This window comes from Arthrobacter sp. lap29, from assembly GCF_032458965.1.
Classification (GTDB): Bacteria; Actinomycetota; Actinomycetes; order Actinomycetales; family Micrococcaceae; genus Specibacter; species Specibacter psychrochitiniphilus.
The window spans coordinates 236,379-250,795 of record NZ_JAUCEK010000004.1 but is presented as its reverse complement, the minus strand read 5'-3'; the positions used below and the strand labels follow the sequence as shown (position 1 = coordinate 250,795).

The following is a 14,417-nucleotide window of genomic DNA, read 5'->3' as shown; positions in this document are numbered from 1 at the left end:
TCCTCATGGTGAGGGAAACGGCTAGCGGATACAGGCCTTGCCGGCCAGGAACGTTTGGGAGATGGCAATGCTCTCAATGAGGGTGGGAGCTACTTCCAACGGGTTCTCCTCCAGTATCAGCAGATCGGCGTACTTGCCTCGCTCCAAGGAGCCAGTGATGGTGTCCGCGCCGCACTGCCAGGCGGCGTCAAGGGTGACAGCCCGCAGCGCCGCCTCCACACTGATGCGTTCACTGGCGTTCAGGACCTCCCCACCTTCAGACATGATTCTGGTGGCAGCGTCTTGGACATAGCGCAAGGGTTCCAGCGGGGTCACATTCCAGTCACTGTGCAAGGAGATGCGCAGACCGGCGCTGAGCGCCGAAGCGCACGGATCGTAGAAGGCGGTCCGTTCCGGGCCTAGAAGCCGTTCCTGGAAGGCTTTGCCCCACCAACGGACATGGCCAATCAGAAACGATGGCGAGAGCCCCAGCCCAACCATCCTTTGAATGTGTTCCGGACGCATCACGCTGCAGTGCTCAATCCGGTGGCGGTGATTGGCACGGGGATGGGCTTTCAAGGCTTGTTCAAAAGCGTCGATGGTGACGTCAATGGCGGCGTCGCCGTTGGCGTGTACTCCAAGCTGCCACCCATCCGTGTGGGCGCGCTGAACCACCCCGGCCAGTTCCTCCGGAGAATAGTTCAAGGAACCGCGGCTCTTTTGGCCCAGATAAGGTTCGCGCTGGAATCCGGTGCCTGCTTGATTTGAGCCGTCGGACCAGGCCTTGATGCCATCCACCCTGAAGAGGTCAGTGCCGAATCCTGGCCGAAGCCCCATTCTCATCCACGCATCGTAGGCCGTAGAGACGAGCATGCCCCGGTAACGTACGGGCGAATCGGCGTCGAGCACCTGCTCAAGCCCAGCTAGATCCGCGGTGCCAGCAATGGATCCGATCCCACAATCGTGCAGGAGCGTGACACCTTTGCTAGCGGCATGCCACAGCAGGTCACGGATGCGAGCCGTGGCAGCATCCCCCGTGACAAACGGCAGGCCTTGGGAAAAGGCAGCCAAGGCTGAAGACTCTTCGAGGCGGCCTGTGAGCTCGCCGCGGTCATCACGGGTGTAGCGGCCAGCCGGCGGGTCAACAGAGTTCTTATCCACCCCTGCCCGGGCCAAAGCTGCCGAGTTCACATAAGCAATGTGTCCATTGCTTTCCAACACCAAAAGCGGCCGGTCTGGAACCAGCCTGTCAAGGACCTCCAAGGTCAAGACGGGGTGGCCTTCGGTGATGCTCGGATCAAACTGTTGAGCCAGCACCCATCCCGTTGATGTAGCAGGGGCGTTGCCAAGCGCGGTAAAGACCTTATCAGCGGTGGGCGTGTTCATGGGACTGATATTGACCCAGTCATTGAGCTGGACCATGGAGGAATGCATGTGCGGATCGATGAGCCCGGGCAGCAGCGTGCGCCCATCAAGGTTCACCCGTTCTGTCCCGGGGCCGGTGAGCCCACGCAGCTCTTCCATAGTGCCCACCGCAAGGATCCGGCCTTCACGGATGGCAACGGCCTCGGCGTCAGGACGGTTCGAGTCCATGGTGATGATGGGACCACCGCTGATGAGCATCTCGGCGTCGCCGTGTTCATCCTGCCAGTAGGCGGGGTTCAACGCATCTGTGGTTGGCATTGCAGCGCCAGGCATTCCACCGCTTGGCGCTGAAGATGGTGCCGGCGGGGCCGTGGACTTGAGCTGAGGGGGTTTCGGCGTTGAATCACAGGCTGCGCACATGCCCCCTATGCTAGCCCCGGATGGCCTTGATGCGCGTAATAATAGTGACGGCTAGTACCGCTACCACCCCGACGGCGGCTGTCACCGCAGCTGGCGTGGACACGAGGTCCCCGTTGGTCCGTGCTATGGCTACCCAGGCCAAACCCCAGCACAAAGAAGCGGAGGGGGAGAGCCGGCCGCGGCCGTAGAGGGCCAGGGCAATACCAACTGCGGCAGCAACGGCAAGGACAATCACGGCCCAGGCGTTTGCAGCTAGACCCCAGCCAGCAAATCCGGCTGCCACCAGGACGGCGGAAATATTGGCGGCTGTGGCCACGCACACCCAACCCAAGTACAAGCCCATGGTGCCGTCAGTGAGCACAGCATCGAGGGTGTTGCGTGGTTTGTTGTGTAACAGGAGGACAAAAATTCGTGAGAGCACGGCAAGTAAAACGATGATGATGGGGACACTGAGCCCGAGCTGATCAAATTGGATGCTGAGGATCCAAGCCGCGTTCAGGATGAGGGAGGCCGCGGCCCAGTAGCCCAGAAGGCGGTGGCGTTCTGAGGTTTTTTGGGCGGGCAGGAACTGCCACACCGCGTACGCCATTAATCCAAGGTAGATCACGCTCCAGATGGAGAAGGCGGAGCCGCCTGGGGCGATGAGTGTGGCATCGGCAGCCAAGGCCCCGTTGGAGGCATTCTGAATGGGGGTGCCACCTGCTGCGCCGGATCCAATGAAGGAACCTACAACAGCAATGACGGCGCTGGTGGCCACCACAAGTTGCCGCGTTAGATCACTGGATCTTCGGATTGTTGGTGCGCTCATGGTGCCATCCCCTTCAGATTTTTGCTGTGCGTATGCCTTTAGCTATGGCGTTGATCCTACAGTTACGCGCCAACCCAGAAAATTCGGGAGCCTTGAAGCCGGTGCCTGGGTTGTAGGCGGAGATCAGCCGCCGAATGATGCAATGAATTGATCGGCAGCGGCCAGGTTACGAATCATCTTTTCGCGCTGGTGGGTGGCTCGGTTGCGGAAGAATTCCAAGCGTTCTGTTGTTGCGGCACAGTCATTGCCTAGGTTGTCGGTGAGGGCGGGAAGAAGAGAGAGCATCTCCGCCATTTCCTCCAAAGAGAACCCCAGGGGTTTCATAGCCATAATCGTTAAGAGCCGTTCGTGGTCGGCCTCGGTATACAGGCGGAAGCCGCCCTCGGTCCGCGCGGTCGCTGGGAGGAGGCCTACGTCGTCGTAATGCCTTATGGTTCGCAGGGACAAGCCGGTGCGCTCCGCCAGTTCGCCGATGTGCATGGTGATGGCCTCACGTTCAGTCATGGGTGGTTCACTCCTCATTCTGCGACAAACCCTACCATTACGTTAAGGTAGGGTTTAACGGGCGCAGCGCTGACTGGGCTTTTTCTCATCATGAATGGAACCAGTAGTGCCAACCGTAAAAGTAGAGCCCGCCTCAACCCTCACCCCGGAGCAACGCCAATCAGTGTGGGGAACCTTGCGCTCACCCCACCGGCTGAAGACTGAAGTACTGGCCGGGTTGGTGGTGGGGCTGGCGTTGATCCCGGAAGCCATTGCCTTCTCAGTCATTGCCGGGGTTGATCCTCGAGTGGGGCTTTTTGCGGCCTTCACCATGGCTGTCACCATTGCCTTTGTGGGCGGGCGTCCCGCCATGATTTCTGCAGCCACCGGCGCCGTAGCGCTGGTGATTGCCCCGTTGGTGAAGTCACACGGAGTTGATTATCTGATTGCCGCAGTGATTTTGGCCGGCGTCATCCAAGTCCTATTGGGTATCTCCGGGGTGGCGAAGTTGATGCGGTTCATTCCGCGCTCTGTCATGGTGGGGTTTGTGAATTCCTTGGCCATTTTGGTGTTCATGGCCCAGCTGCCGGAACTCCTTGGTGTCCCGTGGCTGGTGTACCCGCTGGTGGCGCTGGCGCTGATCATCATGTTTGTGTTGCCCCGATTCACGCAGGCCGTGCCTGCCCCGTTGGTGGCCATTGTGGTGGTGACGGTGATCGCGGTGGTTGCCACCCTAGTGGTTCCTACAGTGGGAGATAAGGGCGAGCTGCCTGATTCCGTCCCGTTCTTGCACCTGCCGCAGGTGCCTTTCACGTGGGAGACCTTGCAGGTTATTTTCCCGTTCGCACTGGCCATGGCCTTTGTGGGGCTGTTGGAATCCCTACTGACCGCAAAGCTGGTGGATGACATCACAGATACTCGTTCCAGTAAGACCCGTGAGGCGTGGGGGCAGGGCGTGGCCAACATTGTTACCGGATGTTTTGGTGGGATGGGTGGTTGCGCGATGATCGGCCAGACCATGATCAACGTCAAAGCCTCGGGCGCCCGCACCCGCATCTCCACCTTCTTCGCAGGAGTGTTCTTGCTATTGCTGGTGGTGGTTCTGGGCGATGTTGTGTCAATTATTCCCATGGCAGCACTGGTGGCTGTCATGATTTTTGTTTGTTGGGCCACCTTTGATTGGCACAGCATCCGGCTGAGTACCTTGCGGACCATGCCCAAGAGCGAAACGTTCGTCATGGTGGTGACCGTGGTGGCCACTGTTGCCACGGAAAACCTGGCCATTGGGGTGGGTGTAGGCACTGTCACGGCCATGGTGATGTTCGCCCGGCGCGTGGCCCACTTTGTCACCGTGCAACGGATCATGGCCACAGGGGAGGAAAGCGTCACGTATGTAGTCAATGGGGAACTGTTCTTTGCCTCCTCCAATGACCTGTACACCCAGTTCAGCTACGTACTGGATCCAGCTCATGTGGTTATTGACATGCACGCGTCCCATCTGTGGGATGCCTCCACCATTGCGGCATTGGACGCTATTACGGATAAGTACCAGCGGCTGGGTAAAGACGTGGAAATTGTGGGTCTGAATGAGGCCAGTGCCAAGATGCGTCAACGCCTGGGCGGGAAGCTGAGCTAAGGCTGCCAGGCGCTGGTGAGGTCACCTGTCAGCGTGCTGTCATCAACGGTTCTTCCGGGCGCATCAGTGGCGCTGACAAGATTGGTGAGCCACGATTCGATGTGTTCAGAAATTGCCTTACTAAGGCCAGCAGTGGCTGAGGCCGGCAGGAATAATAGGCGGATAGGGGCGCCAACTGCTTCTAATGAATCGCTCTACGTGCTCGTATACACAGAGACGTCTGTGCTCGGCTGGAGCGACTCGATGAGGACAAAACTTTCACGAACTGTGCACCTCCTTGATCCTTGCGTTTGAGCACCAACTTAGAGCTGATGCGGATGTCCACAACGTCCGGTCCTGGGACCGCACAACAACCCAGATGCAGCGCCCCGATGCACTGCTGATGTCCCGCTGACACTCCTTGAGTGGTTGATGTGGATATCAAGTGTGAGCCTAAACGTAAACACCGGCATTGTTAGCTGAATACTGGGCGGTGGGCCCAGTGCCGTAACAATCGTGCGATGTTGGACCCCTGTGATTCATTGGGAGCATGAAGCTACCCGAGGTCCTTGATTCTGACCAGGTCCACCAAGCCCTTGAGCTGGTGAAGCGCTATTACACCCACACGAACAAACGCAACGAAATAAGGACAGGTGCCCGCTTTGAAACGTGGGCTGGCGGTGGCGATGACCCTGGCTATGCCAACGCGATCACGGCAGATGACTTGATTGCCGTGACCTTCCTGTCCGTTGATGTCCCAGGACCCGCTGCCATAGGGATTCTGGAAACACATAGGGAGGAGATTTCTACCCTTCTTGAGCAGATTCCCGCCAATCTGGAACTCGCCAATGTCTCTACCGAAGAATTCGCGGCGATTCTGGGTGCGGACAGCGCGGCCGTCAAGCTCTGGAAAATCTTGCGTCAGTCCAACGCTCAGCGTTGGGGAGTGGGGCAAACAATTGCGAGCAAGATCATGGCACGGAAGCGCCCGCTGTTGATCCCCATCTATGACTCTGTGGTGGCACCGCTGATGGGTTTGAAGAATTCAGATACCCAGTGGATGACGTGGCATGGCGTGCTGGCCGATGGGACCGGGCTACCGGAGCGTTTGAAGGCTATTCATGAACTGTCCGGTGTAGCCCCTGACGCATCTGCACTGCGCATCATGGATGTTGTCCTGTGGATGCATGGAAAGCAGCTAGCCGCAACGAAGAAGTCCCAAGGTGCCGCTGATGTTGAGCTGGAAGTTCAGATGGTGTGATGCTGCGCCTGAGCGCTAGGCAGTTCCCTGCAGCACGTCCATGAACGCGGCATTGGGACGGGCGTTGGGCAGTACGCGAGCAATCCGCGTTAAGCCTTGACGTCACTTCCAAGGACTACGGGTATATCGGGGAATTTCGTAAGTCCAGAGTTACCGGCCTGTGGTTTTCTGGGAAGCACTCCAGTCATTTACTAGGAAATCCGAGCTGAAGTAATCCTGACTCTGCGTTTAGCTGCAGTCCTTGACCCATTCTAGAAACGTGAACCACGTGGGGTCGATGTCGAATCCGGGTCTCTCCCTGCGTATACAGTGACCAATATTTCGTCAGCCAGATAGCAGCCTGCACGAACGTGGCGGGGCCGTGTGAGAGATCAATGGTACTAACTGTGACCTAGCGTTATGGGGACTTCGCGCACCAAGATTTCCAAATGAGCTGATTTGTTATGTTGCTTTCCTTGAAGCGTTCGACAGAGCCTACGGCCTCGAATCAAACGTATCGGGAGAGGCTCTTGTAGAACTTCTCTACTCGTGGGCGCACTGGCTGAAATGTGAAAGCTGGCTTACCGAACAGGACAAACGCGTTGCCCGAATCGTTTGGATCCGTGAGTTTGACGATTTGAATCGTAAGCAGAATGCAGGGCATAGGCCGTTTATAGGCATGCGATACGAAAGTGTTAGGTCAACAGCTATTATGTACACCAAATGGCAAGACCCGCGGTGGCGTGGAGATACACCGTATGGTCCGTGGTTCCGAGCCCAGGCGTTACAGCACGAAGTTGGGTCAGGTGAATTGAATCCGAGTCAAACGGAATCGACTGTGGAGCGTGTCCAAGGAAAAGTGGAGCAACGAGCTCAGCAGGAAGGCTCCCCAATAGTTAATCAGCGGCCATTGTTGATCGATGGAGACGAGATGATGGGCAACAGGACCGATCACTGGCGAAACCAAAGAAATTCGTAATTCTGCTGGTCTGGCGAGCTCTGGCGCATAGCGAGCACCTCTTGGCAAGCTTTTGAGTGGCGGTGCCATTTCGCATGTGATGGGTAACGCTACGTCGATCCAGCCCGATTCACGCCAACCAAACTTCGACGGCGTGGGCCGGTTTGCCCGTCGGCTGAGTGTCACCACGGTTGTTGTTGAGCTATCAGTTGAGCGCTGTGCTGGCGCCCAAGAAGGTCCCCTTTGGGACCCGGCAATAGCAGCTGGTGTCAGGGTCTGAGTGCCCGCGAGATCTTGATTGCTACTGTGCACTATGCCTGAAGGAGTGCTTTCTGCGATTCTACAGACGCCGTTGAGTCGCGAACGTTCTGTGAGTTGATCCGTCTCAAGAAGCGGCAGGACTCCACTTTTGTGCCCGGGACAAGGCCAGATCCAGCTGGTTGCCGCCGGCTTCGCGCAGTTGTTCAGTATCTCCCACCACAACCAACAAGGTCCGTGCCCGGGACAACCCAACGTACAACAGCTCAGCTGCCCGTTCCATATCCTTGAAGCCGTTAACGCACAGAATCACCACTGACCGCTCAAGCCCCTTGAATCCCAGGACGTGGCCGTAGAACTCGCTCTCGTTGGCGTGGAATTCACGCCAGTATGCGGGGATGGTGTCTGTAGAAAAATAGTCTTGGTGAATGGGGTGGCGGGATTTGGTGGTCAACAAGGCAATCTGGTTATTGGCCCAGCCGTCCTCAATGAGTGTGTCGATGCAATTACTGGCAACATCGAGCGCCTCGTCCTCGGTGCACTCCACGCGGCGCACTGCCAGTCCGGTGCTACCGCGTGGAGTGAAGTTTGCCCCGGCAAAGCTCTTGAAGGTTTCGGCGATCTTTTTGGTATTGCGCAGATTGTCGTCGACATGGATGGGCAGTAAATCCGATATGGCTGCGGCGCTGTCCCAGCGTTTGTAGACGTCTTGGCCGTCATCCATGAACGCATACATTTCCGAGGTCTCAGGGTCTTTCAAGCACGCCCGCAACCCCTCCCACCACAACGGGGCAAAGTCCTGCGCTTCGTCAACGATGACGGCGTCGAACTTTTCATGCTCAGGTAGGCCATGAGCACTCACTAGGAGCAAGGTGGGCATCTCAACGTCGAAGTAGTCTTGTCCCTCGCCGTGCGGCACACCCAATGAACGAACATACTCGTGAAACTCGCCGGTAAAGGCCGGCTTGGCAGATTTCCACCTCCCGACCTGATCCGTCAGGTACATGCCAAGGCCCTTGTTGTAACAAAATAAGCCCACCCGCTTGCCCGAACGGCAGAGTTCACGGGCCTTCTCCACTGCGAGCCAGGTTTTGCCGCTGCCGGCACCGCCGGTGAATCTGATGCGCGGCAGGGAGCGGGTGGCAGTCAGCAGAACGGCCTGACGTTCGGTCAAATGGTCCTGCCTGTCTTCGTCTTCTTCATAACCGGCTGCACTGGTTTCGGGCTGGTCAAAGCTTCCCTCAAGGCGGGGGAGAATTCTCTCCAAGAAGCGCGTAGCAAGCGGCACGGTGCCGCCACCTTCAGTCTCGATCGCTCGTCTGATGGCCTCGGCCGGACTCTTGAGGTCATTCTGGTCTAGGAAGAGTGCCCGCGGATTGCCGGACTTCACCCACTCAGGAGACACTACTGAGTACGGAAAGGCAGCCATATAGACAAACCGGCTGGCCAGCTGGGATCCAATCTGATCAGCCAGCCAGTTTTTGAAGGCATGCGCAGCGCCCTGCGATTGCGCCAAAGGATCCTGCAGTTTGTGCTTGCCATCTTTGCCGCCGGACTGAAACCATTGGCCTTGCTCATTGCTGATTTGCCCGCCCTTGACCTCAATTGCGGCAAGTCCAACGCCGGGCCACAGGACAAGTATGTCAATCTCGTGCTCAGCCCTCCCATGCCGCACCTGAACTGAATGCGCCACCACCACGTTGTCGGGCAATGTGGCTTTGAGCTGGTTCCAAATAACCTTCTCGGCGGACTGGCCGTCAGTGAAGTGGGGATCCGGAGGTATGCAACGCATTGAAGTTCCTTTCAACGAGGTTAGGTGGGCAGTTGAGGTGGAGGGGTGGGGCGAAAATCAATTCGCAGGTTGGAACATGTTCTGCCAATGCCAATCGAAATAGCCAGCTGATTGAGTGCTGAATTTCGTACACGACAGGCCCTCAAACTTCTTGATGATGTCACTCAGCGGGCCCAAGGCTTTGGCAGACGTTCGAACAAATCCTTGGTCATCCACAGAAATGTACCCCTTTTCGTACAGAGAATCGCAGCCCAAAACGCACACCAGCATCGCGTTGTGGCCGAAATGCAGCCTCTCCCCTTCAGACATGGCAGAACGTTTCTTTATGTGACCCGCGACCAACAATTCTTGTGGCAGGTGGATCCCGCAAACCGCGCATGCGGTTCCATCAGTAGCCAGCAGCTGTGCCCGAAGATACTGTTGTTCAACGCGGGATTGTGCAAGGGTGAGTCGATCCGTTGGTCCGAGATTCTGGAATAACCCAGAAATATTAGAATCGAGGTTTAGGGAATCCGCGTTTTCGCCAAAAATTAAGCCTGCGTCCTTCAGAAGCTGAATGGTGGGTTCGATTGGCAGGGGGGCGAGGTACTTTCGGGCCAATTTCCCCCGTGTATTCAATGGGCCAGTCCCGGGGACAACTTTATTCAGCAACAGACTCTCGGGCAGATCCAAGTACCTGATCGGGTTTAGATGCAGCAGGTAGCCGGTGCCTGCTCCGTCGCTCGTGTAACCAAAAGGCATGGGCTGAATCGACGGGGAAGAGATGACGGTACTTATTCCACGGATGCGTCCGCCATGCCGGTGGAGAACCAAATCTCCCGGCGAAAATCTATGGATAACGCCCCAATGGCCAGGAACTGACCCGCGTGCATCGGTGAGAGGAACCCAGAGCGTGCCACGTTCAAAAACAAGATCAAAATTTTCTGACTGGTTTGCCCACCAAATCGCAGTTGGGACTGCTAGCGGAAGTTGGCTGACCTGATGAGTGGGTACTGCGGGAGTCACACTTGATGATTCTTTGGTGCCTTTGATGGTGCAGCCAAATTTTTCCAATATTGAGCGGTTCGTGGTGGAACTTACAAATGATTTAGGCGTAAGCAGAGGATCGTTCGGATATTGATGGTGGTGTGCCGAAGCAAGCAACGCCTTCGGGTCGGCTTCTACGTCGCCAATGGTTGCAGTGTAGTTTTTTGATTTTCCGAAACCATATTTTGTGCGAAATTCTGTTCGAGTCATCGAACTCGCTTCATCAATCGCGAGTTTAAATGCTTCGTATGTGATGCCGCTCAGGTTTGCCATGTTCCAGATAGTACCTAGTAGTACGACGAACTGTGAGTTTCAACTGTTTTGCTACATCTGAGGAGCGTTGTCGTTAGCGTTCTTTTTTCGTTTTTGTCGCACCCATCAAATACCCTGGCGAAGTGAACACTTTTGATGGGGGAGAGTCAGCTAATTTGCTGGCCGAGGGACTGTACGAGCTGCTGCATACGGACAATTTGGGGCAGCGGCTGCAATTGGTCCCTGATTTTCAGCCAGAGCTGGTTCAAGTCCAGACAGAACTGTCTCCGGAAGTCCTCGCCCGCCACGTTGGTGATGCTGTCCGCGAATTGCTCACCGGAACCAAAGCCGAGGACCGTGTTGCCAAAACTAACCAGATCCTGAGCGTCATTGACCCTGGGAACCGTGTCAGTACGGGGCCGCGACAGCTACAGTCTCTTCATCGCCCTGACGCCTTGAAGCGTCGCCAGCTGCGCCGCCCGTCAACGCAACTCAGCGACAGTGCGCTCCTGACCAATGGCAAGGACGATCCGAACCTTGCCGCTGAAATCAGAGCTGAAATTGAGTCGGCAGATTCAGTGGATCTACTGTGTGCCTTCATCCGATGGACTGGCATCCGGCTTCTGGATAGTGCCCTTCTTGAATTGAAGGAACGGGGCGGAAAACTACGCGTCATCACCACCACCTACATGGGTGCAACGGAACGCCGGGCAATTGACCACTTGGTCAATGAGTACGGTGCAGAAGTCAAGATAAGTTACGAAACCCACTCCACCAGGCTCCATGCCAAGGCGTGGATGTTCCGCCGCAATACCGGATTCGACACCGCCTATGTTGGAAGTTCAAACCTGAGCCAGGCGGCCATGGTGGACGGACTTGAATGGAACGTCAAGCTCTCAAACGTCGGAACTCCGGCTCTGCTGCAGAAGTTTGCCATCACTTTTGACAGCTATTGGGAGCAACGTGCCTTCCAAAGCTATGACCCTGATAACGACGCCGACAAACTCGATGCCGCGCTGGCCCGCAACGGTGGAAAGTTCACGGCGGCGCCCAGCGGACTGACAGGTCTTGAAGTTCAGCCGTATCTTCACCAAGAGGAGATGCTCGAAGACCTCGAAGCGGAACGTGCCAAGGGTTTCCACCGCAATTTACTCGTCGCAGCTACGGGAACAGGCAAAACTGTCATTGCCGCCCTTGACTACCAGCGTCTTTGCGAAGCCGCTGGGCGAAGGCTCTCGCTATTGTTCATAGCTCACCGCGGGGAAATTCTGCAGCAGTCCCTGACCACATACCGCAACGTCGTGCAAGATGGCGCGTTCGGTGAGCTCTACGTTGGAGAGCACAAACCGAGACAGTGGAAGCAGGTATTTGCCAGCGTCCAGTCGCTCTCAGCCATGGGAGTTGCGCAATTAGCTGCGGACCGTTTCGACGTGGTTGTCATTGATGAGTTCCATCATTCAGCGGCACCCACCTACAGGGAAGTGATTGGGCACCTCAAGCCGCAGGAACTGCTGGGGCTGACAGCGACGCCTGAACGCGGTGACGGTATCCACGTTGCAGATGAGTTCTTTGAGGGGCGCACGGCCAGCGAACTGCGGCTGTGGGATGCTCTCGATGCTGACCTGTTGGTGCCGTTCCACTATTTCGGCGTCTCGGATGACGTGGATCTGAGCCATCTGGAATGGAAACGCGGTTCCTATGATGTGCAACAGCTGAGCACGCTCTACACAGGCAATGATGCGCGTGCGGCGAAGGTCATTCGCGAGCTGCGGGACAAGGTCACCAGCACGGCGGACATGCGCGCCATCGGCTTTTGCGTCTCCGTGCAGCATGCAATTTTCATGGCAGAGGTCTTCAACCGGGCCGGGATCACCTCTGTTGCGGTGTCGGGGCAAACGGACGACGGCGAACGCGCCCTTGCGCTGCGGCGCCTGCGTGAACGCGAAATCAATTGCATATTCGCCGTTGACCTATTCAATGAGGGTTTGGACCTGCCACAAGTAGATACAATTCTGCTGCTTCGACCGACTCAAAGTTCCACAATATTTATTCAGCAGCTGGGGCGCGGACTCAGGCGGGCCCCAGACAAGGCAGTGCTCACTGTTCTGGATTTCATCGGCCAGCAACACCGCGAATTCCGGTTTGATGTGCGCTTCCGGGCATTGACCGGATATGGCCGCAAGCAGCTGAGCAAAGCCGTGGAAGAGGACTTCCCGTTCCTGCCGTCAGGATCACAGATAGTGCTGGACAGAGTTGCCAAGGACGTTGTGCTAGGCAGCATCAAGGCACAGCTGAACCTGAACCGGCCGAATCTGGTCAAGGACATCAGATCGTATGCAGAACTATTTCTGGCGAAATATTTGGACAAGTCCGGCCACGACCTGAAAACCATTTACCGCAGCACCAAAGACTCCTGGACCGGCTACCTGAGAAAAGCCAATCTTATTCAAGGATTCTCACCGGCTGAAGCCGCGATTCAGGGAAAACTTGAAGAACTTTCTCATGCGGCGGAGGGCAAACTGTTATCCAGAATGGCCGCCCTCATTCACATCGATGACAGGGAACGTGCCGAAGCCTACTCGATGCTCGTTTCCGAAAATGCACCTCCTTACGCGGATTTAACCACACGTGAGCAGGTCTTCGCCCGAATGCTCTTTTACACCTTGTGGGACGATGCCGGGGGATTTGCCTCCTATGATGCAGGATTCCAATATCTGCGAAGTTACCCCTATGTGTGTCAGGAAATTCACCAACTCGTAGCTTTGGGAGCAGGGGCTTCCAAGCGAGCCGGCAAAAGTTTAGGTATGGAGCTCGCTGGCGTGCCGTTGCTTTCGCATGCCACGTACAGGCGTGAAGAAATCCTTGCGGCCTTGGAGTTTGGTTCACTCGCCAAGGGCAAAAATGTTAGCCATAGGGAGGGTGTGGCCTGGTGCCCTGAAACAAAGACGGACGCCTTCTTCGTGACACTCAATAAAGATGAAGCAAACCACTCAGCTACCACCATGTACAAGGACTACGCCATCAGTCCAGAGCTCTTCCATTGGGAATCGCAGAATGCAACCTCGCCCACAAGCCCCACAGGAAAGCGATATCTGGATCGTAAGTCCCACGGCTCCAAGATTGTGCTGTTCACCCGGGAAGCTGCGGAGGATGAGACTGGATTGACCATGCCTTACACATGCCTTGGCCAAGTTGACTATGTCCAGCACAAGGGTGAGAAGCCCACCGCCATCACCTGGAAGCTGCAGCGTGCCATGCCGGCGGATGTATTTGCAGATGCTGCTGCAGTGGCGCAATGAACCCATAACCCGGGCGTGATGGGCTGGATCGCGTTGAATCCGGAATCAATCGTCACCTACTGCGCAGTATCTATTCTTCGTGCAACAGTGGAACGATACCCATTGCTATAGGAGGACCACCATGAGCGTTCGAGACAACACCAACCGCAGGCTCAAAGAAGTCCTTGACATCATGGCCGCCGGATCGTGGCAGGATGACAAGCCCAACGGCGGTGAAGTCCTGGCCGAAGCGGTGGCACGGATTCCGTTCACCAAGGAAGAGTCCGAACTCCTCAGCGGCGGCATCCCTCGCGGTCACAAGAACCTCACTAAGGCCACGGCAGATCTGGTCAAGGCCGGATGGATGACCAAGGGCCGTGGTGGCTGGGCCATCACGGACAACGGGCTTCGCGCCACCGTGGCCTTCAACACTGTTGAGAAGCTCAGCGATGCACTCAGCAACGGCACACTCATTCCTGCCGGTACTGAACTGCCAGAAAAACCTGCCGGCACACCAGCAGCAAAGACCGCACCAGCCAAGCAGCCGTCCGTCAAGGCAGCCACAGCCCCCGCGGCCGCGAAAGAGCAGGCGGGGGACTCCGGCGTCGTACTGGGGGAGCAGCCAGCTTCAGTGGCTTTGGTGGGAGATTTCGGCACCACCTTGGGTGCGGAGAAGAACTGGGATCCCAGCCATGCCGCCGTGCAGATGACGCTAGATAGCATTGGTGGGCTCTGGCAGTTGACAGCCGACCTCCCCGCCGGACAGTACAACTACAAGGCTGTGGTCAACGGAAGCTGGGATGAAAACTACGGCGCATTCGGTCTGCTAGATGGCGCAAACCACGAATTTTCCCACGCCGGTGGACCGGTCACTTTCCACTACAACCACGCCACCAAAGACGTGCTGCGCGGCTAAGGCGCTGTTGCCTGTGGGCTCTCCCAA

The 14,417-nt window shown here is 56.7% G+C and carries 9 protein-coding genes; 4 read left to right on the top strand and 5 right to left on the bottom strand.

What is annotated here, in order from left to right:
• Positions 1-21 precede the first annotated feature (21 nt).
• The 3 genes from RY113_RS08775 to RY113_RS08765 form a co-directional block, all read right to left on the bottom strand.
• Positions 22-1,662, bottom strand: a complete 1,641-nt coding sequence (locus tag RY113_RS08775; protein ID WP_315914259.1) for an amidohydrolase — start codon at positions 1,660-1,662, stop codon at positions 22-24.
• Positions 1,663-1,774: 112 nt separating this feature from the next.
• Positions 1,775-2,572 (bottom strand): TspO/MBR family protein, encoded by a 798-nt coding sequence (locus RY113_RS08770; RefSeq protein ID WP_315914258.1) that lies wholly within the window; start codon positions 2,570-2,572, stop codon positions 1,775-1,777.
• A 123-nt stretch (positions 2,573-2,695) separates the two neighbouring features.
• Positions 2,696-3,076, bottom strand: a complete 381-nt coding sequence (locus RY113_RS08765) for a MerR family transcriptional regulator (protein ID WP_245932017.1) — start codon at positions 3,074-3,076, stop codon at positions 2,696-2,698.
• Between the two features lie 106 nt (positions 3,077-3,182).
• Between RY113_RS08765 and RY113_RS08760 the strand changes: the two genes are divergently transcribed.
• Together RY113_RS08760 and RY113_RS08755 are read left to right on the top strand one after the other, a co-directional pair.
• Positions 3,183-4,691 carry a SulP family inorganic anion transporter gene (locus tag RY113_RS08760; protein WP_315914257.1) on the top strand — a complete coding sequence of 503 codons (1,509 nt, stop codon included), beginning with the start codon at positions 3,183-3,185 and terminating at the stop codon, positions 4,689-4,691.
• Positions 4,692-5,220: 529 nt separating this feature from the next.
• Positions 5,221-5,931 (top strand): DUF6308 family protein, encoded by a 711-nt coding sequence (locus RY113_RS08755; RefSeq protein ID WP_315914256.1) that lies wholly within the window; start codon positions 5,221-5,223, stop codon positions 5,929-5,931.
• Positions 5,932-7,253: 1,322 nt separating this feature from the next.
• On the opposite strand, the gene RY113_RS08750 is transcribed toward RY113_RS08755, so the two are convergent.
• Together RY113_RS08750 and RY113_RS08745 are read right to left on the bottom strand one after the other, a co-directional pair.
• The gene (locus RY113_RS08750) at positions 7,254-8,918 is read right to left on the bottom strand and encodes an NERD domain-containing protein (protein WP_315914255.1); all 1,665 of its coding nucleotides are present in this window, start codon (positions 8,916-8,918) and stop codon (positions 7,254-7,256) included.
• A gap of 57 nt (positions 8,919-8,975) precedes the next feature.
• Positions 8,976-10,217, bottom strand: coding sequence for a hypothetical protein (locus RY113_RS08745; RefSeq protein WP_315914254.1), 1,242 nt, complete (start codon positions 10,215-10,217; stop codon positions 8,976-8,978).
• Positions 10,218-10,339: 122 nt separating this feature from the next.
• Between RY113_RS08745 and RY113_RS08740 the strand changes: the two genes are divergently transcribed.
• Together RY113_RS08740 and RY113_RS08735 are read left to right on the top strand one after the other, a co-directional pair.
• Entirely contained in the window at positions 10,340-13,495 is a 3,156-nt protein-coding gene (locus RY113_RS08740) for a DUF3427 domain-containing protein (RefSeq protein WP_315914253.1), read from the top strand.
• A gap of 121 nt (positions 13,496-13,616) precedes the next feature.
• Complete coding sequence (locus tag RY113_RS08735; RefSeq protein ID WP_315914252.1) at positions 13,617-14,390, top strand: glycosidase; 774 nt, start codon at positions 13,617-13,619, stop codon at positions 14,388-14,390.
• Positions 14,391-14,417: the final 27 nt, after the last annotated feature.

What these genes read in the sequence shown, in the direction of transcription:
- RY113_RS08775 (WP_315914259.1), bottom strand. Translation starts at nt 1,662, where the DNA reads ATGCCAACCACAGATGCGTTGAACCCCGCCTACTGGCAGGATGAACAC.
- RY113_RS08770 (WP_315914258.1), bottom strand. Translation starts at nt 2,572, where the DNA reads ATGAGCGCACCAACAATCCGAAGATCCAGTGATCTAACGCGGCAACTT.
- RY113_RS08765 (WP_245932017.1), bottom strand. Translation starts at nt 3,076, where the DNA reads ATGACTGAACGTGAGGCCATCACCATGCACATCGGCGAACTGGCGGAG.
- RY113_RS08755 (WP_315914256.1), top strand. Translation starts at nt 5,221, where the DNA reads ATGAAGCTACCCGAGGTCCTTGATTCTGACCAGGTCCACCAAGCCCTT.
- RY113_RS08750 (WP_315914255.1), bottom strand. Translation starts at nt 8,918, where the DNA reads ATGCGTTGCATACCTCCGGATCCCCACTTCACTGACGGCCAGTCCGCC.
- RY113_RS08745 (WP_315914254.1), bottom strand. Translation starts at nt 10,217, where the DNA reads ATGGCAAACCTGAGCGGCATCACATACGAAGCATTTAAACTCGCGATT.
- RY113_RS08735 (WP_315914252.1), top strand. Translation starts at nt 13,617, where the DNA reads ATGAGCGTTCGAGACAACACCAACCGCAGGCTCAAAGAAGTCCTTGAC.